20 protein-coding genes are annotated in these 23,193 nt (G+C 70.1%); 3 read left to right on the forward strand and 17 right to left on the reverse strand.

Going from position 1 to position 23,193, the window contains the following annotated elements:
• Window positions 1–9 precede the first annotated feature (9 nt).
• The 15 genes from ABT342_RS08820 to pgsA all read right to left on the reverse strand — a co-directional run bounded on the left by ABT342_RS08820 (window position 10) and on the right by pgsA (window position 15,468).
• A complete protein-coding gene (locus ABT342_RS08820) occupies window positions 10–2,484 on the reverse strand; it encodes a RelA/SpoT family protein (RefSeq protein WP_351569121.1) in 2,475 nt (824 codons plus the stop codon).
• 157 nt (window positions 2,485–2,641) lie between these two features.
• Complete coding sequence (locus ABT342_RS08825; RefSeq protein ID WP_351569124.1) at window positions 2,642–3,184, reverse strand: adenine phosphoribosyltransferase; 543 nt, start codon at window positions 3,182–3,184, stop codon at window positions 2,642–2,644.
• Window positions 3,181–4,290 carry a protein translocase subunit SecF gene (gene secF, locus ABT342_RS08830; RefSeq protein ID WP_351569126.1) on the reverse strand — a complete coding sequence of 370 codons (1,110 nt, stop codon included), beginning with the start codon at window positions 4,288–4,290 and terminating at the stop codon, window positions 3,181–3,183. The genes ABT342_RS08825 and secF overlap by 4 nt, the downstream gene beginning before the upstream one ends.
• A gap of 1 nt (window position 4,291) precedes the next feature.
• Complete coding sequence (secD, locus tag ABT342_RS08835; RefSeq protein ID WP_351569129.1) at window positions 4,292–6,058, reverse strand: protein translocase subunit SecD; 1,767 nt, start codon at window positions 6,056–6,058, stop codon at window positions 4,292–4,294.
• Window positions 6,059–6,202: 144 nt separating this feature from the next.
• Window positions 6,203–6,694, reverse strand: a complete 492-nt coding sequence (gene yajC, locus ABT342_RS08840; protein WP_351569132.1) for a preprotein translocase subunit YajC — start codon at window positions 6,692–6,694, stop codon at window positions 6,203–6,205.
• 164 nt (window positions 6,695–6,858) lie between these two features.
• On the reverse strand, window positions 6,859–7,950 hold the full coding sequence (gene ruvB, locus ABT342_RS08845) for a Holliday junction branch migration DNA helicase RuvB (protein WP_351569135.1): 1,092 nt from the start codon (window positions 7,948–7,950) through the stop codon (window positions 6,859–6,861).
• A gap of 103 nt (window positions 7,951–8,053) precedes the next feature.
• The gene (gene ruvA, locus ABT342_RS08850) at window positions 8,054–8,665 is read right to left on the reverse strand and encodes a Holliday junction branch migration protein RuvA (protein WP_351569138.1); all 612 of its coding nucleotides are present in this window, start codon (window positions 8,663–8,665) and stop codon (window positions 8,054–8,056) included.
• Entirely contained in the window at window positions 8,662–9,195 is a 534-nt protein-coding gene (gene ruvC / locus ABT342_RS08855) for a crossover junction endodeoxyribonuclease RuvC (protein ID WP_351569141.1), read from the reverse strand. Before ruvC ends, ruvA begins: the two co-directional genes overlap by 4 nt.
• A 119-nt stretch (window positions 9,196–9,314) precedes the next feature.
• A complete protein-coding gene (locus ABT342_RS08860) occupies window positions 9,315–10,067 on the reverse strand; it encodes a YebC/PmpR family DNA-binding transcriptional regulator (RefSeq protein ID WP_351569144.1) in 753 nt (250 codons plus the stop codon).
• 63 nt (window positions 10,068–10,130) lie between these two features.
• Window positions 10,131–10,721 (reverse strand): pyridoxal 5'-phosphate synthase glutaminase subunit PdxT, encoded by a 591-nt coding sequence (gene pdxT / locus ABT342_RS08865; RefSeq protein WP_351569147.1) that lies wholly within the window; start codon window positions 10,719–10,721, stop codon window positions 10,131–10,133.
• Between the two features lie 6 nt (window positions 10,722–10,727).
• Entirely contained in the window at window positions 10,728–11,642 is a 915-nt protein-coding gene (pdxS, locus tag ABT342_RS08870; RefSeq protein WP_502965494.1) for a pyridoxal 5'-phosphate synthase lyase subunit PdxS, read from the reverse strand.
• 144 nt (window positions 11,643–11,786) lie between these two features.
• Window positions 11,787–12,329, reverse strand: a complete 543-nt coding sequence (locus tag ABT342_RS08875) for a hypothetical protein (protein ID WP_351569150.1) — start codon at window positions 12,327–12,329, stop codon at window positions 11,787–11,789.
• Window positions 12,330–12,620: 291 nt separating this feature from the next.
• Window positions 12,621–13,781, reverse strand: a complete 1,161-nt coding sequence (locus ABT342_RS08880; RefSeq protein ID WP_351569153.1) for a glycosyltransferase family 4 protein — start codon at window positions 13,779–13,781, stop codon at window positions 12,621–12,623.
• On the reverse strand, window positions 13,778–14,755 hold the full coding sequence (locus ABT342_RS08885) for a phosphatidylinositol mannoside acyltransferase (protein WP_351569156.1): 978 nt from the start codon (window positions 14,753–14,755) through the stop codon (window positions 13,778–13,780). The genes ABT342_RS08880 and ABT342_RS08885 overlap by 4 nt, the downstream gene beginning before the upstream one ends.
• A complete protein-coding gene (gene pgsA / locus ABT342_RS08890; RefSeq protein ID WP_502965495.1) occupies window positions 14,752–15,468 on the reverse strand; it encodes a phosphatidylinositol phosphate synthase in 717 nt (238 codons plus the stop codon). Before pgsA ends, ABT342_RS08885 begins: the two co-directional genes overlap by 4 nt.
• Window positions 15,469–15,653: 185 nt before the next feature.
• Here pgsA and ABT342_RS08895 point away from each other — a divergent pair, with 185 nt between their 5' ends.
• Window positions 15,654–17,861 (forward strand): elongation factor G-like protein EF-G2, encoded by a 2,208-nt coding sequence (locus tag ABT342_RS08895; protein WP_351569162.1) that lies wholly within the window; start codon window positions 15,654–15,656, stop codon window positions 17,859–17,861.
• A gap of 194 nt (window positions 17,862–18,055) precedes the next feature.
• On the forward strand, window positions 18,056–19,711 hold the full coding sequence (locus ABT342_RS08900) for an AbeC-like domain-containing protein (RefSeq protein WP_351569165.1): 1,656 nt from the start codon (window positions 18,056–18,058) through the stop codon (window positions 19,709–19,711).
• A gap of 42 nt (window positions 19,712–19,753) precedes the next feature.
• Here ABT342_RS08900 and ABT342_RS08905 read toward each other — a convergent pair whose 3' ends face one another.
• A complete protein-coding gene (locus ABT342_RS08905; protein ID WP_351569168.1) occupies window positions 19,754–20,314 on the reverse strand; it encodes an HIT family protein in 561 nt (186 codons plus the stop codon).
• Between the two features lie 66 nt (window positions 20,315–20,380).
• Between ABT342_RS08905 and ABT342_RS08910 the strand changes: the two genes are divergently transcribed.
• Window positions 20,381–21,058 carry a potassium channel family protein gene (locus ABT342_RS08910; protein WP_351569171.1) on the forward strand — a complete coding sequence of 226 codons (678 nt, stop codon included), beginning with the start codon at window positions 20,381–20,383 and terminating at the stop codon, window positions 21,056–21,058.
• A 13-nt stretch (window positions 21,059–21,071) separates the two neighbouring features.
• Here the strand turns inward: ABT342_RS08910 and thrS are convergent, their stop codons facing one another.
• Window positions 21,072–23,048: a threonine--tRNA ligase gene (thrS, locus tag ABT342_RS08915; RefSeq protein ID WP_351569174.1), complete on the reverse strand. Its 1,977-nt coding sequence runs from the start codon at window positions 23,046–23,048 to the stop codon at window positions 21,072–21,074.
• Window positions 23,049–23,193 lie beyond the last annotated feature (145 nt).

The following is a 23,193-nucleotide window of genomic DNA, read 5'->3' on the forward strand; positions in this document are numbered from 1 at the left end:
GCCCAGCGCCTACGGCCTGCGCGCCGACGTCACCCGGTACACGTCGTACACGCCCTCCACACCCCGCACCGCCTTCAGGACATGGCCCAGGTGCTTGGGGTCGCCCATCTCGAAGGTGAAGCGGGAGGTGGCGACCCGGTCGCGGGAGGTCTGGACGGCGGCCGACAGGATGTTGACGTGCTGGTCGGACAGGACGCGGGTGACGTCCGAGAGCAGCCGGGAGCGGTCCAGGGCCTCGACCTGGATGGCGACCAGGAAGACCGAGGACTGGGTGGGTGCCCATTCGACGTCGAGGATCCGCTCGGGCTGCTGGGAAAGCGAGTCCACGTTGACGCAGTCCGCGCGGTGCACGGAGACGCCGCTGCCGCGGGTGACGAAGCCGATGATGGGGTCGCCGGGGACGGGCGTACAGCAGCGGGCGAGCTTCACCCAGACGTCCTCGACGCCCTTGACGACGACGCCCGGGTCGGCGGCCGCGCGGCGCTTGCGGCCGCGCCCTCGGGACGGCGGCGCCGTCTCGGCGATGTCCTCGGTGGCGGCCTCCTCGCCGCCGAGGGCCTGGACGAGCTTCTGCACGATGCTCTGGGCGGTGACATGGCCCTCGCCGATCGCCGCGTACAGCGAGGAGATGTCGCTGTAGCGCATCTCGTGCGCCAGGGTCACCAGCGAGTCGCCGGTGAGGATGCGCTGGATGGGCAGGTTCTGCTTGCGCATCGCCCGCGCGATCGCGTCCTTGCCCTGCTCGATCGCCTCGTCGCGGCGTTCCTTGGAGAACCATGCGCGGATCTTGTTCCTCGCCCGCGGCGACTTGACGAAGCCGAGCCAGTCGCGGGAAGGGCCCGCTCCGGTCGCCTTGGAGGTGAAGACCTCCACCAGGTCGCCGTTGTCCAGGGTCGATTCGAGCGGCACGAGACGTCCGTTGACGCGTGCCCCTATCGTGCGGTGGCCGACCTCGGTGTGGACGGCGTACGCGAAGTCGACCGGGGTCGCTCCGGCCGGGAGCGCTATGACGTCGCCCTTCGGCGTGAAGACGAAGACCTCGTTGCGGGACAGGTCGAAGCGCAGGGACTCCAGGAACTCGCCCGGGTCCTCGGTCTCCTTCTGCCAGTCGAGGAGCTGGCGCAGCCACGCCATGTCGTTGATGGCGTCCTTGTCCTTGCCCCCGGCCTTGGGGACGTCGGTACGGACCTTGGAGGCGCCGGCGGAGGGATCCTGCTTGTACTTCCAGTGCGCGGCGATGCCGTACTCGGCGCGGCGGTGCATGTCGAACGTACGGATCTGGAGTTCGACGGGCTTGCCGTTGGGTCCGATGACCGTCGTGTGCAGCGACTGGTACATGTTGAACTTCGGCATCGCGATGTAGTCCTTGAACCGCCCCGGAACCGGGTTCCAGCGGGCGTGGACGGTCCCGAGCGCCGCGTAGCAGTCACGGACGGTGTCGACGAGGACGCGGATGCCGACCAGGTCGTAGATCTCCGCGAAGTCACGGCCGCGGACGATCATCTTCTGGTAGACGCTGTAGTAGTGCTTGGGGCGGCCGGTGACGGTGGCCTTGATACGGGCGGCGCGCAGGTCGGACTGGACCTCGTCGGTCACTATGGCGAGGTACTCGTCGCGCTTGGGCGCGCGCTCTGCGACGAGCCGCACGATCTCGTCGTACATCTTGGGGTAGAGGATCGCGAAGGCGAGGTCCTCCAGCTCCCACTTGATGGTGTTCATACCCAGCCGGTGGGCCAGCGGGGCATAGATCTCCAGGGTCTCGCGGGCCTTCTTCTCCTGCTTCTCCCGCTTCAGGTAGCGCATCGTGCGCATGTTGTGCAGGCGGTCGGCGAGCTTGATGACCAGGACGCGTGGGTCCTTGGCCATGGCGACGACCATCTTGCGTACGGTCTCGGCCTGCGCGGCCTCGCCGAACTTGACCTTGTCGAGCTTGGTGACGCCGTCGACGAGCAGGGCGACCTGGTCGCCGAAGTCACGGCGCAGCGTGTCCAGGCCGTACTCGGTGTCCTCGACGGTGTCGTGCAGCAGGCCGGCCATCAGGGTCGCCGGGTCCATGCCGAGCTCGGCGAGGATGGTGGTGACGGCGAGCGGATGCGTGATGTACGGGTCGCCGCTCTTGCGCTTCTGGCCGCGGTGCCAGCGCTCGGCGACCTGATAGGCCCGCTCGATCTGGCGGAGCGTCGCGGTCTCGATCTTCGGGTCGTTGCCGCGGACGATCCGCAGCAGAGGCTCCAGGACCGGGTTGTACGGGCTGGAGCGCTGCACCCCGAGGCGGGCGAGGCGGGCGCGCACGCGGTTCGAGGAGCCGCCGCCGGTGCGCAGCGCCGGGGTGGGCGCGGGCTTGGGCGTGGACATGGGAGCGGGGGCCGAGCGGGTCGCACTCTCCAGCGGCGCGGGCTTCTTCTCGGGCGCGACTGGGACCGCCACAGCCTTTTCGGCCTGCTGGTCGGGCTGCGCGGCGGCGGGCTGGGCCTCGTCTGGCAAGAGCGCTCCTCATGAGGATCCGGGTCCCCCGGTCAGGCCCGGAAAGGCCATGGTATCGAGCCTGGCCGACAGGCTCTCCCCGGGACTGCGGAGCATGGGAACGCGAAACGGGCACCCGATGTTCCCGGGTGCCCGTTCCGTACGCGTACGCGTCCGGTCAGACCGTGATCAGAGCCTCCAGCGGGGCTCCGCGCAGGGCCGGCTCCAGGCGGGCGCGGCCGCCGAGGAAGCCGAGCTCCATGAGGATCGCGACGCCCGCGACCTGCGCGCCGGCCCGGCGGACGAGCGCCAGGGACGCCTCGGCGGTGCCACCGGTGGCGAGGACGTCGTCGATGACCATGACCCGGTCGTCCGGCTTGAGGTCCTCGGCGTGGATCTCGATCTCGGCGGTGCCGTACTCCAGCTCGTACGCCTGCGACAGGGTCGCGCCGGGCAGCTTGCCCGCCTTGCGTACGGGGATGAAGCCGATCCCGGCCCGGACGGCGACCGGCGCGGCCAGGATGAAGCCGCGTGCCTCCAGGCCGACGATCTTCGTCGCGCCGTGCGTGACGCACAGCTCGGCGAGGGTGTCGGTCAGCGCCGTGAAGGCCGCCGGGTCCGCGAGCAGCGGGGTGATGTCCTTGAAGATCACTCCGGGCTTCGGGTAGTCCGGCACATCACGGATGCGGCTGAGCAGCAGCTCGCGGGTGGTGGCCGTCATCGGCGCTTCCCACGCCCGCCGCGGGACTCCTGGCGGCGCTGGCCGACGACCGCACCGGCGGTCGCGGCGTCCTCGGGGACCTCGTCGTGAGGCTCGTCCGAGTCGCCCTCGGAGCCCTCCGTCTTGCCCTTGGCGGCCGCGGCGGCGCGCTTGGCCAGGACGCGCTTCTTCAGCGCCTTCATCTGCGGGTCGCGTTCCTTGAGGTCCGCGACGAGCGGCGTGGCGATGAAGATCGAGGAGTACGCACCGGCGGCGAGGCCGACGAACAGCGACAGCGAGATGTCGTTGAGCATGCCCGCGCCCAGGAAGCCGCCGCCGATGAAGAGCAGACCGGCGACCGGGAGCAGCGCCACGACCGTTGTGTTGATGGAGCGCACCAGGGTGCCGTTGAGGCTGCGGTTGGCGATCTCGCTGTAGGTGTAGCGGGTCTGCTTGGTGATGTCCTTCGCGCCCTCCTTGAGACCGTCGAAGACGACGACGGTGTCATAGAGGGAGTAACCGAGGATCGTCAGCAGACCGATCACGGTGCCCGGGGTGACCTCGAAGCCGACCAGCGCGTAGATGCCGACAGTGATCGTGAGGTCGTGGATCAGGGCGATCAGGGCGGCGAGCGCCATGCGCCATTCGAAGGCGATCGCCAGGTAGATCACCACGAGGATCATGAAGACGCCGAGGCCGGTCCAGGCCTTGTTGGCGATCTGCTCACCCCAGCTGGGGCCGACGAGCTCGCCGGCGATGTCCTTGGCGGGGATGTTCCATTCCGTGGAGAGCTGCTGGCGCACCTTCTCGGCCTGGGCGGTGTCCAGGCCGCTCACCTGGATGCGCAGCTCCCCTTCACCGAGCTTCTGGACGATCGGGACATGACCGGAGGCCTCCTGCACGTCCTCCTGGGCCTGGGTGACGGAGACGGCCGTGTTCTTCGGGGTGGTGAAAACAGCACCGCCCTTGAACTCGATGCCCATGTTGAGGCCCTGCACCATCAGGCCGACGATGGCCGTGATGGTGATCAGGATCGAGATGCCGTACCAGATCATCCGCTTGCCGACGAAGTCGTAGCCGACCTCGCCTCGGTAGAGCCTGGCGCCGATGCTGCCGAGACGCGACATCTCACGCCTCCTTCGGGTCGGTGGGGGCGGAGACGCGGCGCGAGCGGCGCAGCGGGGGCTTGGCGCCGAGCCGCTTCGGGTCCAGTCCGGACCAGGGGTGACCGCTGGCGAAGAACTTGTTGCGGGCCAGGATCGTCATGATCGGCTTGGTGAAGAAGAACACGACGACGACGTCGAGCAGCGTGGTCAGGCCGAGCGTGAACGCGAAGCCCTGCACCTTGCCGACGGTGACGATGAACAGCACCGCGGCGGCGAGGAACGACACGAAGTCGGAGACCAGGATGGTGCGCCGGGCACGCGGCCAGGCCCGCTCGACGGCCGGACGGAGCGTACGGCCCTCGCGGATCTCGTCACGGATGCGTTCGAAGTACACGATGAACGAGTCGGCGGTGATACCGATCGCGACGATCGCACCACAGACCGCCGGCAGGTTCAGCGCGAAGCCGATGGCCGGGCCGAGGAGCGCCATGATCGTGTACGTCAGGATCGCCGAGACCAGGAGGCTGAGGATAGCGATCAGGGAGAGGCCGCGGTAATAGACCACCAGGTAGATGATGACCAGCGCGAGGCCGATGCCGCCCGCGAGGAGGCCCGCCTTGAGCTGGTCGCCGCCGAGCGCCGCGGTGACGGTGCTGACGTTCTCCACCTGGAAGCTCAGCGGGAGCGCACCGTAGCTGAGGATGTTGCCCAGGTCCTGGGCCGACTGCTGGGTGAAGCTGCCGGAGATCTCGGCGCTGCCGCTGAGCGTCTGATTGACCTGGGGAGCCGAGACTACGACGTTGTCGAGGACGATGGCGAACTGGTTCATCGGCGGCTGCTGCTGCGACAGCTTGCTGGTGATCTTCTGGAACTTCGTCGAACCCTCGTCGGTGAAGTCCATCGTGACGATCCACATGCCACGCTGCGGGTCGAGCACGCCCTTGGCGTCGTCGACGTCCCGGCCGTCGACCTCGGCCGGGCCGAGAATGTACTTCGACCAGACGCCCTCGTCCTCACCGCAGGCGACGATGGTGTCCGTGGGCTTGGTGCCCTTGGCGACGTTGGCGCGAGCCTTCTTGTCGTTGCAGTCGAGCTCGGTGAACTTCTTCTCCAGCGCCGCCATGGCCGGATCGGCGCTCGGCGTCGGAGTCGGGCTCGGGCTCTTGCCGGCCTCCGGCTTGCCCGAGGCGGAGGCGCTCGGGGTGGGCGTCGGGGCCTTCAGCGCGTCGGTGACGGCACGGCCCTGCGTGGTCGGGTTGGCGCTCGGCGCACCGGACGGGGCTGTCGCCTTGTCCTTCTCGCCGTCGGTCTTGCCCTTGCCGGAGGGCGAGGCGCTCGGGGAGGGGCTGCCCGAGGGCTGCGGCGTCACGGGGCCGCCGGCCGCCACGGCGAGGACCTGGCGGAAGTACAGCTGGGCGGTGGTGCCCACCTGGTCACGGGCCTGTTGGGAGTTCGTCCCCTTGGGGATGTTGACGATGATGTTCTCTTTGCCCTGGGTCTGAACCTCGGACTCGGAGACACCCAGACCATTGACGCGGCGCTCGATGATCCCGGCGGCGGTCTTCATGTTGGTCTCGTTGACCGCGCTCTCCTTGCCGGGCTCCGCCTTGGCCTTGAGCGTGATCGTCGTGCCGCCCGCGAGGTCGATGCCCAGACGCGGCGTGGTGTGTCCGTACCAGAACATCCCGCCGACCATGGCGACCATGGCGATCAGGATCAGCGCCAGGGTGCGCCCGGGCCTGCCCTGACCCCCCGCCGGCGCCCTTCGGCCCTTCTTCGGTGCTGCCACCTTCTCGTTTCTCCCTGTCCAACCGCCCCGCGCCGGGTGTGCGCCGGGGCGGCCACGAAGTGTTGTGGGGAATTGCCCCCGTAGAAGTCGGCACGAACCGGGGACCGCGGTCGCCCTAGGGCGCCCCGCGGTCCCCGGTCCCTGTTACTTCGCGTCGGCGTCGCCGTCGGTCTTCTCGTCGGCCTTGCCGCCCTTGGTCTCGGGCGCGGTCTCCACGTCGGCCGCCTCGGCCTTCTCGGCCTTCTTGCCCAGGTCGATCTTGGCGTCGTCGGCGTCGGTGTCGGCCTCGGCGTCGGTCAGCGAGGAGGCGTCGTCCGGCACGACCGCGTCGGTCTTGAGCACGTCGTCGCCGTCGCCGTGCACGATCCGGTTGTACTCCTCGTCGTCGAGGACGGCGCCGATGGCGTTCTTCGCGAACACGAGGTGGACGCCGGGAGCAGCCTCAAGGAGGACGGTGTCGTCGTTGACCTCCTTGACGGTGGCGTACAGACCCCCGATCGTCCGGACGCCCGTGCCGGGCTGCATCTGGTTGCGCATCGCCGCCGCCTGCTGCTGCTTCTTCTTGGCGGAGCGGGTCATCAGGAACATGGCCCCGATGAGCACGATGAAGGGGAGGAGGACGGTCACGTTATCCACGGGGCGGAAATCCTTCGCACGACCGCGCTGGTGAGCGGCCTGATCTACGGGGGTGGGCACGCCGACCCGGAAGGGCGGCATCGGCGGAGTCTAAGCGAGTCCGCATCGATGGAACAACGCCCAGCATGGCACCGTGGTTCCCCGTGCCGCGACCCTCCTCGCCGTCACGCCCCGAACAGACCCTGTTGTCCGCTTGCGCCCGCGCCCTGCTGCGGCGGCACGAGGCCGAGATGCGCCCATGCCGCGGGCGTGGCGACCCGGCCGCGTGGCGTACGGGCCAGCAGGCCCTCCCGTACGAGGAAGGGCTCGGCCACCTCCTCGACCGTCTCGCGCTCCTCCCCCACGGCCACCGCGAGGGTGGACAGGCCCACGGGACCGCCGCCGAACAGCTTGAGCAGGGCCTGGAGCACGGCGCGGTCCAGCCGGTCGAGTCCGCGTCCGTCCACCTCGTACACCCCGAGGGCCGCGGCGGCGATGTCGCGGTTGATCCGGCCGTCCGCCTTGACCTGGGCGTAGTCGCGGACGCGGCGCAGCAGCCGGTTGGCGATACGGGGCGTGCCGCGGGAGCGGCCGGCGATCTCGGCGGCACCGTGGGTGTCTATACCGACGTCGAGGAGCTGGGCGCTGCGGTGGATGACGCGCTCCAGCTCGGCGGGCTCGTAGAACTCCATGTGGGCGGTGAAGCCGAAGCGGTCACGCAGCGGCGGGGGCAGCAGTCCGGCCCGAGTGGTTGCGCCGACCAGGGTGAACGGCGGCAGCTCCAGCGGGATGGCGGTGGCGCCGGGGCCCTTGCCGACGATGACGTCGACCCGGAAGTCCTCCATCGCCATGTAGAGCATCTCCTCGGCGGGCCGGGACATCCGGTGGATCTCGTCGAGGAAGAGAACTTCACCCTCCTGGAGGGAGGACAGGATCGCGGCGAGGTCGCCGGCGTGCTGGATGGCAGGGCCGCTCGTGATCCGGATCGGGGCGCCCATCTCCGCCGCGATGATCATGGAGAGGGTGGTCTTGCCGAGGCCGGGAGCGCCGGAGAGCAGGACGTGGTCGGCGGTGGCGCCGCGCGCGAGGGCCGCTTTCAGGACAAGGTCGAGCTGCTCCCGTACGCGCTCCTGGCCGACGAACTCGTCCAGCGACTTGGGCCGCAGCGCCGCTTCGACGGCCTGGTCCTCGCCGTCGGCCGCCGCGCCGACGAGCCGCTCGGGCGCGTCGGCGGCCGGTGCCCCGGCGGGGGGCGGAGTGCTGTCGTCCCAGTTCACAGCTGATTGCCTCGCGTGGTCGTGGCGGCGGAGCCGCGCGGATGGTGGTGTGCCGGGTGGTACGGGCGGAGCGCGCCGGCGGGCGCCGGGGACGCGCCGGTGGTCATCGGGTGCGGTTCAGCGTCTGGAGGGCGGCCTTCAGGAGGCTGCCCACGTTCGGCGTCGTGCCCGCGGCCTCGGCCTGGGGGGTGACCGCGGTGACCGCCTCGTCGGCCTCGCGGGTGGCGTAGCCGAGGCCGATGAGCGCGGCGTGGAGCTGGTCGCGCCAGGACTGGGTGACCGGGGCTCCGACGGCGCGGGTGGCGGTGCCGATCGGCTCGCCGAGGCGGTCCTTGAGCTCCAGGAGCAGCTTCTGCGCGCCCTTCTTGCCGATGCCGGGCACGGCGGTCAGGGCCTTCTCGTCGCCCGTGGCCACCGCGAGCCGCAGGGCGTCCGGCGCGTGGACCGCCAGCATCGCCTGGGCGAGGCGCGGGCCTACGCCGCTCGCGGTCTGGAGCAGCTCGAAGACCTGACGCTCGTCGTCGTCGGCGAAGCCGTACAGCGTCAGGGAGTCCTCCCTGACGACCAAGGAGGTCGCGAGCCTGGCCTCCTGACCGATCCTCAGCTCCGACAGGGTGTTCGGCGTGCACTGGACGGCCATGCCGACGCCGCCGACCTCGATCACGGCGGTGGTCGGGGCGAGCGCGGCGACCGGGCCGGTCACAAAGGCGATCATGAGGTGGGGCGGCCTTTCGATGCGTGCAGGGCGACGGCCTGCTGGAGCCGGTTCTGAGCGGGGGCCCGCCATATGTGGCAGATGGCGAGCGCGAGGGCGTCGGCCGCGTCGGCGGGCTTCGGCGGGGCGTCCAGCCTCAGCAGCCGCGTGACCATGGCGCCGACCTGGGCCTTGTCGGCGCGGCCGCTGCCGGTGACGGCGGCCTTGACCTCGCTGGGGGTGTGCAGGGCGACGGGGATTCCGCGCCGGGTCGCGCAGAGCATGGCGACCGCGCTGGCCTGTGCGGTGCCCATGACCGTACGCACATTGTGCTGGCTGAACACCCGCTCCACCGCGACCAGTTCGGGATGGTGCGCATCCAGCCACTCCTCGATGCCGCGCTCGATGGCGACCAGGCGGTGGCCGATGTCCGCGTCGGCGGGGGTGCGGACGACGCCGACGCCGAGCATCTTCAGGGGGCGGCCCGCGACGCCTTCGACCACGCCGATGCCGCACCGGGTCAGCCCCGGGTCCACACCGAGTACGCGCATAACGCCCCCCCTCCTTCGGTCAACTGTTTGTGCAGGCTATCGGCTCGCACTGACAACGGCCCACAACGCGGAGGGCCGACAGGGTGGGTGTCCCTGTCGGCCCTCCGTACGAAGCGGGATCAGGCGTCGACCTTCTCCATCACGTCGTCCGAGACGTCGAAGTTGGCGAAGACGTTCTGCACGTCGTCGCTGTCCTCCAGCGCGTCGATCAGCTTGAAGATCTTGCGCGCGCCCTCCTCGTCCAGCTCGACCTGCATGGTCGGGACGAAGTTGGCCTCGGCCGAGTCGTAGTCGATACCGGCCTCCTGGAGCGCGGTGCGCACCGCGACCAGGTCGGTGGCCTCGCTGAGCACCTCGAAGTTCTCACCGAGGTCGTTGACCTCTTCGGCGCCCGCGTCCAGGACGGCGCCCAGGACGTCGTCCTCGGACAGCTCGCCCTTGGGGACGATCACGACACCCTTGCGGTTGAAGAGGTACGACACCGAACCGGGGTCGGCCATCGAGCCGCCGTTGCGGGTCATGGCGACCCGAACGTCGGAGGCGGCGCGGTTGCGGTTGTCGGTGAGGCACTCGATGAGCACCGCGACACCGTTCGGGCCGTAGCCCTCGTACATGATCGTCTCGTAGTCGGCGCCACCGGCCTCCAGGCCGGCACCGCGCTTGACGGCGGAGTCGATGTTCTTGTTCGGAACGGAGCTCTTCTTCGCCTTCTGGATGGCGTCGAAGAGGGTCGGGTTGCCGTCGACGTCAGCGCCGCCCGTGCGGGCCGCGACCTCGATGTTCTTGATCAGCTTCGCGAAGAGCTTGCCGCGCTTGGCGTCGATCACGGCCTTCTTGTGCTTCGTCGTGGCCCATTTAGAGTGGCCGGACATCTGCCTGTCTCCTTCGCGTAACCAATCTCTGCTGCGTTCGCCTGTGATCCTACCGGGACCGGGTCAGTGCGCGGCGCGCACCATGTCCACGAACAGGGCGTGCATGCGGTGGTCTCCGGTCAGTTCCGGGTGGAACGACGTGGCCAGCGCGTTGCCCTGCCGTACGGCGACGATGTGGCCCTCGTGCTCGGCGAGCACCTCGGCCGTCGCGCCCACGGACTCGACCCAGGGGGCGCGGATGAAGACGCCCTCGACGGGGTCGCCCTCGATGCCCTTGACCGCGACAGAGGCCTCGAAGGACTCGTTCTGGCGGCCGAAGGCGTTGCGGCGGACGATCATGTCGATGCCGCCGATCGTCTCCTGGCCCGAACGCGGGTCGAGGATCTTCTCGGCGAGCATGATCAGGCCGGCGCAGGTGCCGTAGACCGGCATGCCCGCGCGGACACGCTCGCGCAGCGGCTCCATCATGCCGAAGAGATGGGCCAGCTTGGAGATGGTGGTGGACTCGCCGCCGGGTATGACGAGGCCGTCGACCTCGGCGAGTTCCTCGGGGCGCCGGACCGGCCTGGCCACGGCGTCAGCCGCGGCCAGGGCGATCAGGTGCTCCCGTACGTCGCCCTGGAGAGCCAGGACACCGATGACGGGGGTGCTCATGAGTGATTACCAGCCACGGTTCGCGTAGCGCTCGGCCTCGGGGAGGGTGTCGCAGTTGATGCCGACCATGGCCTCGCCCAGGTTGCGGGAGGCGTCCGCGATGATCTTCGGGTCGTCGTAGAAGGTGGTGGCCTTCACGATCGCGGCGGCGCGCTTGGCCGGGTCGCCGGACTTGAAGATGCCGGAGCCGACGAAGACGCCCTCGGCGCCGAGCTGGCGCATCAGGGCGGCGTCGGCCGGGGTGGCCACGCCACCGGCAGAGAACAGCACGACCGGCAGCTTGCCGAGCTGGGCGACCTCGGCGACGAGCTCGTACGGGGCGCGCAGCTCCTTGGCGGCGGCGTACAGCTCGTTGTTGTCGAAGCCTCGCAGCTTGGCGATCTCGTTCTTGATCTGACGCAGGTGGCGGACGGCCTCGACGACGTTGCCGGTGCCGGCCTCGCCCTTCGAGCGGATCATGGCCGCGCCCTCGGCGATGCGGCGCAGCGCCTCACCCAGGTTGGTGGCGCCACAGACGAAGGGGGTGGTGAAGGCCCACTTGTCGGAGTGGTTGACCTCGTCGGCCGGGGTCAGCACCTCGGACTCGTCGATGTAGTCGACGCCGAGGGACTGCAGGACCTGGGCCTCGACGAAGTGGCCGATCCGCGACTTGGCCATGACCGGGATGGAGACCGCGTCGATGATCTCCTCGATCATGTTCGGGTCGGACATACGGGCCACGCCGCCGTCCTTGCGGATGTCGGCCGGGACACGCTCCAGCGCCATGACGGCGACGGCGCCCGCGTCCTCGGCGATCTTCGCCTGCTCGGCGTTGACCACGTCCATGATCACACCGCCCTTGAGCTGCTCGGCCATGCCGCGCTTCACGCGCGCGGTGCCGGTCTCGGGGGCCTGCGGGGTGGTGGGAAGGGTGCTGGACACGGATGGACCTCACTCGATGACGGCTGGTGATGCGGCTTGTGCTCCGCCGAGCAAACCGTCCGGGACCAGTCCACAGCAAGTGCCAATGTGGAGCATGTGGCTCCTTTTTGGCGAAGGCGCGCGGACACCGCCCGTGCGCAGAGCCTACGAGGGACGGTCCGCCAGCGCCGCCGGCGGCTCGTCGTCCATCTCGAACGCGAGCGGGAACGGCGCGTGGCCCGCCAGCCGGAACCAGCGCACCTTACGGTGCCGGCGCAGGGCCCGCGCCGCGCGTACGGCGTCGTTGTGGAACCGGCGCGCCATGGGGACGCGCCGGACCGCGGCGGCGAGCTCGTTCGCCGCCTCCTCGCCGCCCGGGGCCTCGCGCACCGCGTCGACCTGCGCCTGCTCCGCGAAGACGGCCCGCAGCGCCTGGCTCAGCTCGCTCTCGGCGACCTCACGGTGCTCCTCCTCGGCCTGGCGGGCGGCGTGCGCGGCCTCGTACAGCACGATCGACGCGGCGGGGTCGAGGACGCCTGAGGTGGCCAGTTCCTGGGTGACCGAGGCCCGGCGTACGAGCTGCGCGTCGAGGGCGGCGCGGGCAGCGTCGAGCCGCGTGTGCAGACGGTCGAGCCGGCCGGCGGTCCAGCTGAGGTACACGCCGATGACGACGAGCCCGACGAAGATCCAGATCAAGGTTGCGGTCACGCCGGGCCAATCTACCGGGGGCCCGGGGTGCCGAATTCCACGCGCGGCACCTCGGACACCACGCCGCGGACCTGATCCCGGGGCCCGGGACCAGGTCCGGGACCGGCCGGCCCGGAACTCGGCGGTGCAGGACCGGCGGTCCAGGACTCACTCGACGGGCCGGACCCAGAGGGTCCAGGACTCAACGAGCCGGGACCCGGCGGGCCGGGGGCTCGACGGGCCCGTCGGCCCGGGACCCAGCGGGCCCGTCGGCCCGGGCCCCGGGGGCCCGGTACCTAGCGGGCCCGGGAATCAGCCCCTGGCCAGGCCGAAGCGCGACATGAAGCCCTGGTGTTCGTCCGCGGCCACGGAGGCCGCGCCGTCCGCCACCGTCTCGTACACCGCGAGGATGTCCGCGCCCACCGTCGACCAGTCGAAGCGCCGCACGTGCGCGCTCCCCCGCTCGCTGAGCTCCGCCCGCCGCTCCGGGTCCCCCAGGAGCCGGATCGCGGCGGACGCCAGCGCGTCGGCGTCCTCGTTGGCGAAGAGCTCGCCCGCTCCGCCCTGGTCCAGGACCTGGGCGAAGGCGTCGAGGTCGGACGCGAGCACCGGGGCGCCCGCCGAGAGCGCCTCGACCAGGATGATCCCGAAGCTCTCGCCCCCCGTGTTCGGGGCGACGTACAGATCGACGCTGCGCAGCAGCCGCGCCTTGTCCTCGTCGCTGACCATGCCGAGGAACTCCACCTGCGAGCGCATGTCCGCCGGCAGGGAGGCGACCGCCTCCTCCTCGTCGCCGCGGCCCGCGACCAGCAGGCGCGTTCCGGGGCGTGCGGCGAGGATCTTCGGGAAGGCCTTCATCAGCACGGGGAAGCCCTTGCGGGGCTCGTCGATGCGGCCGATGAAGCCGAGCGTCCCGCCCTGCCACTCGGCCTTCGGCCCGGCCTTGGCGAAGAAGTCGACGTCGACCCCGTTCGGGATGACGACGGCGTCGCCACCGAGATGCTCGACGAGGGTGCGCCGCGCGTATTCGCTCACCGCGATCCGGGCGCTGATCTTCTCCAGCGCGGCCTGCAGGATCGAGTACGCCGCGACCATCGCGCGGGAGCGCGGGTTCGACGTGTGGAACGTGGCCACGATCGGCCCCTGGGCCGCCCAGCAGGTCAGCAGCCCGAGCGACGGCGTGCCCGGCTCGTGGATGTGGATCACGTCGAACGTGCCGTCGTGCAGCCAGCGCCGCACGCGCGCGGCGGACAGGAAGCCGAAGTTCAGCCGCGCGACCGAGCCGTTGTACGGGACGGGCACGGCCCGGCCCGCCGAGACGACGTACGGCGGCAGCGGCGTTTCGTCGTCGGCCGGGGCCAGTACGGAGACCTCGTGACCGAGCCGGATGAGGTGCTCGGCGAGGTCGCGGATGTGGAACTGGACGCCGCCGGGGACGTCCCAGGAGTACGGGCAGACGATGCCGATCCTCAACGTGACCGCTCCCCGCCCTTGTCGTTGTCGTTGCCCAGCTTGTCGTTGCCCAGCTTGTCGTTGCCCGGCTTGTCATCGTCGGGCTTGTCTTTGTCCAGGTCCGCGAGCCACAGCCGCTGGAGCATGTGCCAGTCCTCCGGGTGGTCGGCGATCCCCGTGGCGAAGGCATCGGCCAGCGCCTGTGTCATCAGAGACGTCTTCTCGTCCCGCGTACCTGTCTCGGGTACGTCGAGGGGCGGGTGAATGCACCCCTTCATCACCTGCGTGTCGTCGTACCAGAGGGTCACCGGAAGCAGCGGCGCCCCCGTCTGCAGGGCGAGCAGTGCCGGTCCCGCGGGCATCCGGGCCGTCTCTCCGAAGAACTTCACCTCGACGCCGGACTCCGACAGATCACGGTCCGCGACCAGGCAGACCATCCCGCCGTCGCGCAGCCGCCGCGCCAGGGTGGCGAAGGCGGCGCCGCCGGTGTGCGGCAGGACCTCCATGCCCAGCGACTCCCGGTAGGCGACGAAGCGGTCGTACACCGATTCCGGCTTGAGCCGCTCGGCGACGGTCGTGAAGGGCTGGCCGAGCGCGCGGGTGACCCAGACGCCCGCCGCGTCCCAGTTGGCGAGGTGGGGCAGCGCCAGGACGACCCCCTTGCCGGCTTCCAGAGCCTCGGTGAGGTTGTGGACGCCCGTCGGGTCGAAGCTGCTCTTCGCGCGCTCGTGGCTCCAGGTGGGCAGCCGGAAGGACTCCATCCAGTACCGCATGTACGAGCGCATGCCGGCCTTCGACAGCTCGGCGAGCCGCTCGGGGCCGGCGTCGGGCACCACCCGGGCCAAGTTGGACTCCAGACGCAGGACGCCCTTGCCCCGGCGCTTCCACACGCGGTCGGCGATGGTCCGGCCGAGCGCGGCCGCGACGGGCTCGGGAAGCTTCTTGACCGTGGCCCAGCCGAGTCCGTACAGCGTGTCGGTCAACCGATCCCTCATGCCCCGCTCCCCTCCGACGCCGTCGTCGCGTCCGCCTCCGCCGCCTCACGGCGTACCGTCACGACCCGCTGTCCCAGGGTCACCAGCGAACCGACCGCCACGATCCACAGCGCGATCGGCAGCACGACATCGATGCCAGGGACACCGAATCCGTGGAGTCCGGCGAGACCCGCGGCGACGAGCGAGATCACCAGCCGCTCCGCGCGCTCCACCAGGCCGTTCACCGCGACGGGCAGTCCGATGGACTCGCCTCGCGCCTTCGTGTACGAGACGACCTGGCCGCTCGCCAGGCAGAAGATGGATACCGCGCACAGCACATTGTCATCGCCCCCTCCCGCGTACCAGAGGGCGAAGCCACCGAAGATCGCGCTGTCGGCGACCCGGTCGAGGGTGGAGTCCAGGAACGCGCCCCAGCGGCTGGAGATCCCGGCCTGGCGGGCCATGTTCCCGTCGACCAGGTCCGAGAAGACGAACAGGGTAATGACGATGGTCCCCCAGAAGAACTCTCCGCGGGGGAAGAAGACCAGCGCACCCGCGATCACTCCGGCCGTGCCGACAAGCGTCACGGCGTCGGGGCTCACCCCTCGGCGGAGCAGAAACGCGGCGAACGGTGTGAGGACACGCGTGAAAAACGCACGCGCGTACTTGTTCAGCATGGCCTTCCCAGGGGGGTCGGTGCGCCGTGCGGCCCGAGCGGCCACCGGCTGGCCCATCGTAGCCAGGACCGTTACCGGCCAGCGGACTCCCCCGGTCGCGTACGACGTATGGACGCACCGTGACGGGAGTGGAAAGCTCGAAAGACCACCGCGTCGCGGGCATCGCCGGAGCTGCCGCTGCCGTGCGGCTCCCCCGGGTCCGCGCCCTCACCTCACCGTGCAAGCAGTCGGGAGGAAGAATCATGGGCGACAAGGCGAACGCACACCCCGGAGCCGCCGGCAGGGCTACAACGGCCGACCGGCCGACATCCGTACGGAATGTGGTGCTGGTCGGCCACAGCGGGTCGGGCAAGACGACGCTGGTCGAGGCCCTGGCGCTGACCGCGGGAGCGGTCAACAGGGCGGGCCGGGTCGAGGACGGCGGCACGGTCTCGGACTACGACGAGATCGAACACCGCCAGCAACGTTCCGTACAGCTCAGTCTCGTCCCGCTCGAATGGGGCGGATACAAGATCAATCTGCTGGACACCCCCGGATACGCCGACTTCGTCGGGGAACTCAGGGCCGGTCTGCGAGCCGCGGACGCGGCCCTTTTCGTCGTCTCCGCGGCCCAGGAGGCCGACGCCGTGGCGGGCTCGACCCGCATGGTGTGGGAGGAGTGCGCGGCGGTCGGGATGCCCCGGGCGATCGTGGTCACCCATCTGGAGACCGCCCGCACCGGCTTCGAGCAGCTCACCCAGGTCTGCGGGCAGCTCTTCGGCGGGGACGACCCCGACGCCGTACTGCCGTTGTATCTGCCGCTGCACGGTCCGGAGGCGGCCGACGGGCACGCCCCGGTGACCGGGCTGGTCGGCCTGCTGTCACAGAAGGTCTTCGACTACTCCTCCGGCGAACGCAAGGAGACCCCGCCGGGACCGGACGAACTGCCGGTGATCGAGGAGGCCAGGAACCGGCTGATCGAGGGGATCATCGCGGAGAGCGAGGACGAGACCCTCATGGACCGCTATCTCGGCGGCGAGGAGATCGACCTCAAGACGCTCGTCGACGACCTGGAGAAGGCCGTCGCGCGGGGCGCCTTCCATCCCGTACTGGCCGCGGCGCCCGCCACCAACGGGGCGAAGCACGGGCTCGGCACGGTCGAATTGCTGGAGCTGATCACCGGCGGTTTCCCGACCCCGCTGGAGCGCGAGGCCCCGGCCGTCACCACCCCCGAGGGCAAGCCCCGCCCCGCGATCAGCTGCGACCCTGCGGGGCCGCTGGTCGCCGAGGTGGTGCGGACCGCCTCCGACCCGTACGTCGGGCGGATCTCGCTGGTCCGGGTCTTCTCCGGGACGCTGCGCCCCGACGAGACGGTGCACGTGTCCGGCCACGGCCTGGAGGACCGCGGCCACGAGGACCACGACGTCGACGAGCGGGTCGGCGCCCTCTCCTCGCCCTTCGGCAAGCAGCAGCGCACCGTCGGCCAGTGCATCGCGGGCGACCTCGCATGCGTCGCGAAACTCGGCCGGGCCGAGACCGGGGACACGCTCTCCTCGAAGGACGATCCGCTGCTCATGGAGCCGTGGGCGATGCCCGACCCGCTGCTGCCGCTGGCCATCCAGGCGCACAGCAAGGCGGACGAGGACCGGCTCTCACAGGGGCTCTCGCGGCTGGTCGCCGAGGATCCGACGATGCGGCTGGAGCAGAACAAGGACACCCATCAGGTGGTGCTGTGGTGCCTGGGTGAGGCCCACAAAGACGTGGCTCTGGAGAGGCTGCGCAGCCGCTACGGGGTCCAGGTCGACGTGGTCCCGCACAAGGTCTCCCTACGGGAGACGTTCGGCGGACCGTCGGCGGGGCGCGGCCGGCATGTGAAGCAGTCCGGCGGGCACGGTCAGTACGCGATCTGCGAGATCGAGGTCGAGCCGCTGCCGCCCGGCTCCGGTATCGAGTTCGTGGACAAGGTCGTCGGCGGTGCTGTGCCCCGGCAGTTCATCCCGTCCGTGGAGAAGGGGATCCGGGCCCAGGCCGCGCGCGGTGTCGCGGCCGGCTATCCGCTGGTCGACGTACGGGTGACGCTGCTGGACGGAAAGGCGCATTCGGTCGACTCGTCCGACGCCGCGTTCCAGACGGCGGGCGCGCTGGCGCTGCGCGAGGCGGCGGCGGACGCGCGGATCGATCTGCTGGAGCCGGTGGCCGAGGTGCAGGTGCTGGTGCCCGACGAGTACGTGGGCCCTGTGATGAGCGATCTGTCGGGGCGGCGCGGCCGGGTGGTCGGCACCGAACAGGCGGGCTCCGGCCGGACGTTGGTGCGCGCCGAGGTGCCGGAGATCGAGATCGGGCGGTACGCGGTGGATCTGCGGTCGATCTCGCACGGCACGGGCCGCTTCGACCGTTCGTACGCCCGGCACGAGGCGATGCCGCCGCAGCTGGCCGACAAGATCCGTGAACAGGCGGAAGCAGGCTCCTGATTGAGGAGGCCGCCCGCCGTACCCGTGTGCGGCGGGCGGTACGTCGCAGTGCCGCTTCGGACGTTATCCACAAGGCCGCGACGGGTGCCGTCCGACCTCGATACGCTGGGTGCCCAGTTCAGAAGGTGTGCGGGGCGCGGCAGTTGGGAACAGCCCGCAGTGCGTACGGTAGCGGCGATGGGGGCGGTGCGGCAGTGACGGACCAGGCATTCGACTTCTCTCCCGGGGCGCAGGTCCCGCTGCAGGGCTCGGACGGTCAGACGGCGGCGACCCATGCCCTCGCGTCGGCGGCGTACCGCGACAGCAAGCTGGAGGAGATCCTCAAGGCCAACAACGAGTGGCACGAGTCCAAGGTGACCAAGGGCAAGTTGTCGCTGCTGGAGCCGAATCTGGGCGAGGCCTTCTCGCGGGCCGTGCAGGTGCGGATGCTGGGCGGGGCCCGCAAGGCGCTGATCCAGTCCTTCGGCACCGAGCCGCAGGCGGTCGTCGAGCACGCGCTGGCGGCGACCCGGATCCGCAAGGAGCGGGACGCGAAGCTCACCGGGATCATGGCGGTGTTCGGGCTGCTGTTCCTGCCCGGGATGCTGCTGTGGATGGGCGTGTTCCAGCTGCGCCGCACGATGGCGGGTGCGAAGGACAAGCGCGCCGGGGCGCTGGGCACGGGCCTGCTGATCGTGATCGGGATCGTGGCCGTGATCTTCCTCGTCCGGCTGCCGTTCACCGGATTCTGGGCGTACTACCTGCGCGGGATGGTCATCGCCCCGGTCGTGGGCTGGCTGCTCGCGAGGCGGATCTGCGAGTCCACGGCGAAGGACATGCGTGAGCGCTGGGACAGTCTGCTCTCCGGCGGCGGCATCGGCGCCAAGGTCCCCGAGGCCGTCCCCGGAAACCCGAACGAGACGGCGGCCGAGCAGCTGCGCCAGAGCCTGGAGAAGCTCACCGCCGAGCAGCAGGCCAACACGGTCTTCTACGCGGGCCCCAAGGGAATACTGGGCATGGGCACGCGATGGGGCAGCTGGCAGCTCGCCGAGGATCTGGTGTCCAAGGAACCGGGCAAGGAGTTCCATCAGTTCCGCAGCTGGGACGTCATCAAGGTCATCCATGACAAGCTGACGCTGCTCCAGCGCGGCCCGCTGAACACGGGAGGCTTCCCGCCGCCCTCGGTGAAGCACTGGATCGTGGTGCCGGTCGGCGAGGGCGCGAAGGAGGTCGCCAGGCCCGAGGGCCAGGACGTGGAGACCTTCCAGGTGAAGCGCCACGAGATACAGCGGATCTGCGACCACCAGCAGTTCGGCAGCGGCAACCGCCACTATCTGGGCGTGCAGTTCACCCTGTGGGACGGCCAGCTGGTGATCACCATGATGATCACGGTGACCGTCCTCTACGAGACCCTGCGCATCGAGGTGACCGGGCACGCGCTCGGGCCGGTCCACTCCCTGTTCACCAGCAAGCCGGAGCCCAAGACCGTCGAGGTCGCCAAGACCATACGGTTCTGGGAGACGACCACGCGGACGCTGCCCCTGGTGGAGACGCCCGAGGTGGTCCGGCTCATGGTCCGCGCGCCCTTCACCTGGTACCCGCCGCTGCTCGACTTCCTCGGCGGCAAGCTGGTGCTCCCCGAGCCGTTCGGGCTGCGGCACGCCTGGGCGGACCAGCCCTGGCGGCACCGCTTCATGGCGGACGACGCGATGCGGGCCGCGACGCCGGTCCTGCGGGTGACCCACGCGGCCGCGATGAGGGTCCTGGAGGAGCACGGGGTGAACACCGAGCGCTTCAGCAACCGCTCCCTGATCGTGAGCGGTCTGGTCCAGGACCCGTCACCGCGCAAGGCCGACGCGTACGACGCGTAACGCCTACGTCGCGCGCCGCCCGCGGCGCGCGGCGCGCGACGGCTAGGCGGGGGGCCAGGCGTCGGCGAGCATCTTGCGGGTGTCGGCGAGGAGTTGGGGCAGCACCTTGGTGTGGCCGACGACCGGCATGAAGTTGGTGTCGCCGCCCCAGCGCGGCACGATGTGCTGGTGCAGATGGGCGGCGATGCCCGCGCCCGCGACCGTGCCCTGGTTCATGCCGATGTTGAAGCCGTGCGCGCCGGAGGCCGTGCGCAGCGCCGCCATCGCCCGCTTGGTGAACGTGGCGAGTTCGGCGGTCTCCGCCTCGTCGAGGTCCGTGTAGTCGGCGACGTGCCGGTAGGGCACCACCATCAGATGGCCCCCGTTGTACGGGTAGAGGTTGAGCACCGCGTACACGCTCTCGCCGCGCGCGATGACGAGTCCGTCCTCGTCCGACTTCGCGGGGATGGAGCAGAAGGGACAGCCGTCGTCGGCCCCGGGGCCGGTCGGCTTGTTCTCCCCCTGGATGTACGCCATCCGGTGGGGCGTCCAAAGACGCTGGAAGGCGTCCTGGATTCCGACTCCGATCTGCTGTTCCGGCTCACTCGTCATGTGGTGCAGCATATGACTTCGCCCATACGGGGCGTGTCGCCGGGGCGGCCCCGAGCGGTCCCCGGCGATGCTGGGGCGATGGACGACGACGGCCGGTCGGCACGCCTGGAGCGCTGGGAGCAGGTCATGGAGACCCCGCTGTTCGTGGCCTCGGGTCTCTTTCTCATCTCGTACGCGATCCGCGTGCTGGCGCACGACCTGCCGGCGGGCTGGCAGGACCTGTGCCTCGCCGTGACGTGTGCCGCCTGGGTGCTCTTCGTCGTGGACTACGCGGTGCGGTGGGCGCTGAGCGGGCAGGGTGTCAGGTTCCTTCGCCGGCATGTGATGGACGCCGTCGTGGTCGTCCTGCCACTGCTGCGGCCGCTGCGGATCGTCAAGATCTACGAGGCGGTGCAGCGCCGGCACACCCATGCGCGGATGAGTCTGCACGGGCGCGTGATCGCCTACGCCGGGATCTCGGCGGTCCTGCTCGGTTTCGCGGGCTCGCTCAGCGTCTACCAGGCCGAGTACGCGGCGCCGGGCGCGACGATCCGGACGTTCGGGGACTCCGTGTGGTGGGCGTGCTCGACGCTGACGACTGTCGGCTACGGGGATGTGACGCCGGTGACGCCCTGGGGGCGGATCGTGGCGGTAGGCATGATGACCGGGGGGCTGGCGCTGCTGGGGGCGGTGACGGGGTCGTTCTCGTCGTGGCTGATCCAGACGTTCGCGCTGGAGGAGGACAAAAGGCCCCCGGGGGATTCCCCGGGGGCCTGACCCACAGGACGCGTCAGAGCTGTACGCGCTCCTCGACGACCTTGGCGATCTTGGCGATGGCCTCGTCGACAGGGATGCCGTTCTCCTGCGAGCCGTCGCGGTAGCGGAAGGACACCGCGCCGTTCTCCATGTCCTCGTCACCCGCGATGACCATGAAGGGCACCTTCTGCTTCTGGGCGTTGCGGATCTTCTTCTGCATACGGTCGGAGGACCCGTCCACCTCGACGCGCAGGCCCTGCTTCCTGGCCTTGGCGGCGAACTCGTCCAGGTACGGGACGTGCGCGTCGCCGATCGGGATGCCGACGGCCTGCACCGGCGCCAGCCACGCCGGGAAAGCGCCCGCGTAGTGCTCCAGCAGTACCGCGAAGAACCGCTCGATCGAGCCGAACAGCGCGCGGTGGATCATGACGGGGCGCTGCTTGGTGCCGTCGGGCGCGGTGTACTCGAGGTCGAAGCGCTCGGGAAGGTTGAAGTCGACCTGGATGGTCGACATCTGCCAGGTGCGGCCGATGGCGTCCTTCGCCTGGACGGAGATCTTCGGGCCGTAGAACGCGGCGCCGCCCGGGTCGGGCGTCAGCGGCAGGCCCTGCTTCTCGGCAGCCTTGCGCAGCACCTCGGTGGCCTCTTCCCAGACCTCGTCCGAGCCGACGAACTTCTCCGGGTCCTTGGTGGACAGCTCCAGGTAGAAGTCGGTCAGGCCGTAGTCGCGCAGCAGGTCGAGGACGAAGGTCAGGAGCGAGTCGAGCTCGTCCGCCATCTGCTCCTTGGTGCAGTAGATGTGCGCGTCGTCCTGGGTGAAGCCGCGGGCCCGGGTCAGGCCGTGCACGACGCCCGACTTCTCGTAGCGGTACACGGTCCCGAACTCGAAGAGACGCAGCGGCAGTTCACGGTACGAACGACCGCGCGCGTCGAAGATCAGGTTGTGCATCGGGCAGTTCATGGGCTTGAGGTAGTAGTCCACACCCTCGTCGAGCTGCATGGGGGGGTACATGCCCTCGGCGTACCAGTCCAGGTGGCCGCTCTTCTCGAAGAGCTTCCCCTTCGTGGCGTGCGGGGTGTAGACGAACTCGTAGCCCGCCTCCTCGTGCCGGCGGCGCGAGTAGTCCTCCATGGCCCGGCGGATGATGCCGCCCTTGGGGTGGAAGACGGCGAGGCCGGAGCCGATCTCGTCCGGGATCGAGAAGAGGTCCAGCTCGGAGCCCAGCTTGCGGTGGTCACGCTTCTCGGCCTCGGCGAGGAAGTCGAGGTGCGCCTTGAGCTCGTCCTTGGACGGCCACGCGGTGCCGTAGATGCGCTGGAGCATCGGGTTCTTCTCGCTGCCGCGCCAGTACGCGGCGGCGTTGCGCATCAGCTTGAACGCCGGGATGTTGCGGGTGGTGGGCAGGTGAGGACCGCGGCAGAGGTCCTTCCAGCACAGCTCGCCGCTCTTCGCGTCCAGGTTGTCGTAGATGGTCAGCTCGCCGCCGCCCACCTCGACGTCCGCGCCGTCGTCGTGCGAGGCGGCGCCCTTGATGCCGATGAGCTCCAGCTTGTACGGCTCGTCCGCGAGCTCCTCGCGGGCGGCCTCGTCGGTGACGACGCGCCGCGAGAAGCGCTGGCCGCGCTTCTGGATCTCCTGCATCTTCTTCTCGATGGCCTTGAGATCCTCGGGCGTGAACGGCTTCTCGACGTCGAAGTCGTAGTAGAAGCCGTCCTTGACCGGCGGGCCGATGCCCAGCTTGGCCTCCGGGAAGAGCTCCTGGACGGCCTGCGCCATGACGTGCGCGGTGGAGTGGCGCAGGATGTTGAGCCCGTCCTCCGAGGAGATCTCGACCGGCTCGACCTCCTCGCCGTCCTTGACCTCGTACGCGAGGTCCTTCAGCTCGCCCGCGACGCGTGCGGCGACGATGGTGCGCTCGCCGGCGAAGAGCTCGGCTGCCGTAGTGCCCGTCGTCACCACGCGCTCTTCCCGCTCGGAATCGCGTTGGATGATCACACGGACGTCTGACACCGGTCTCTCCTGCCTGATGGGGATGCGCACGAGGTCGTCCTGCGCGCGCATGACGGAATCCTACCGAGCGCGGCGGGCCCCTCGCGAAACGGTTTGCCCGGCGGTGGGTGGACCCGGCGATCGCCCGGTCCGGACTCCTGGCTCC

Source organism: Streptomyces sp. NPDC000410, assembly GCF_040300305.1.
GTDB lineage: Bacteria > Actinomycetota > Actinomycetes > Streptomycetales > Streptomycetaceae > Streptomyces.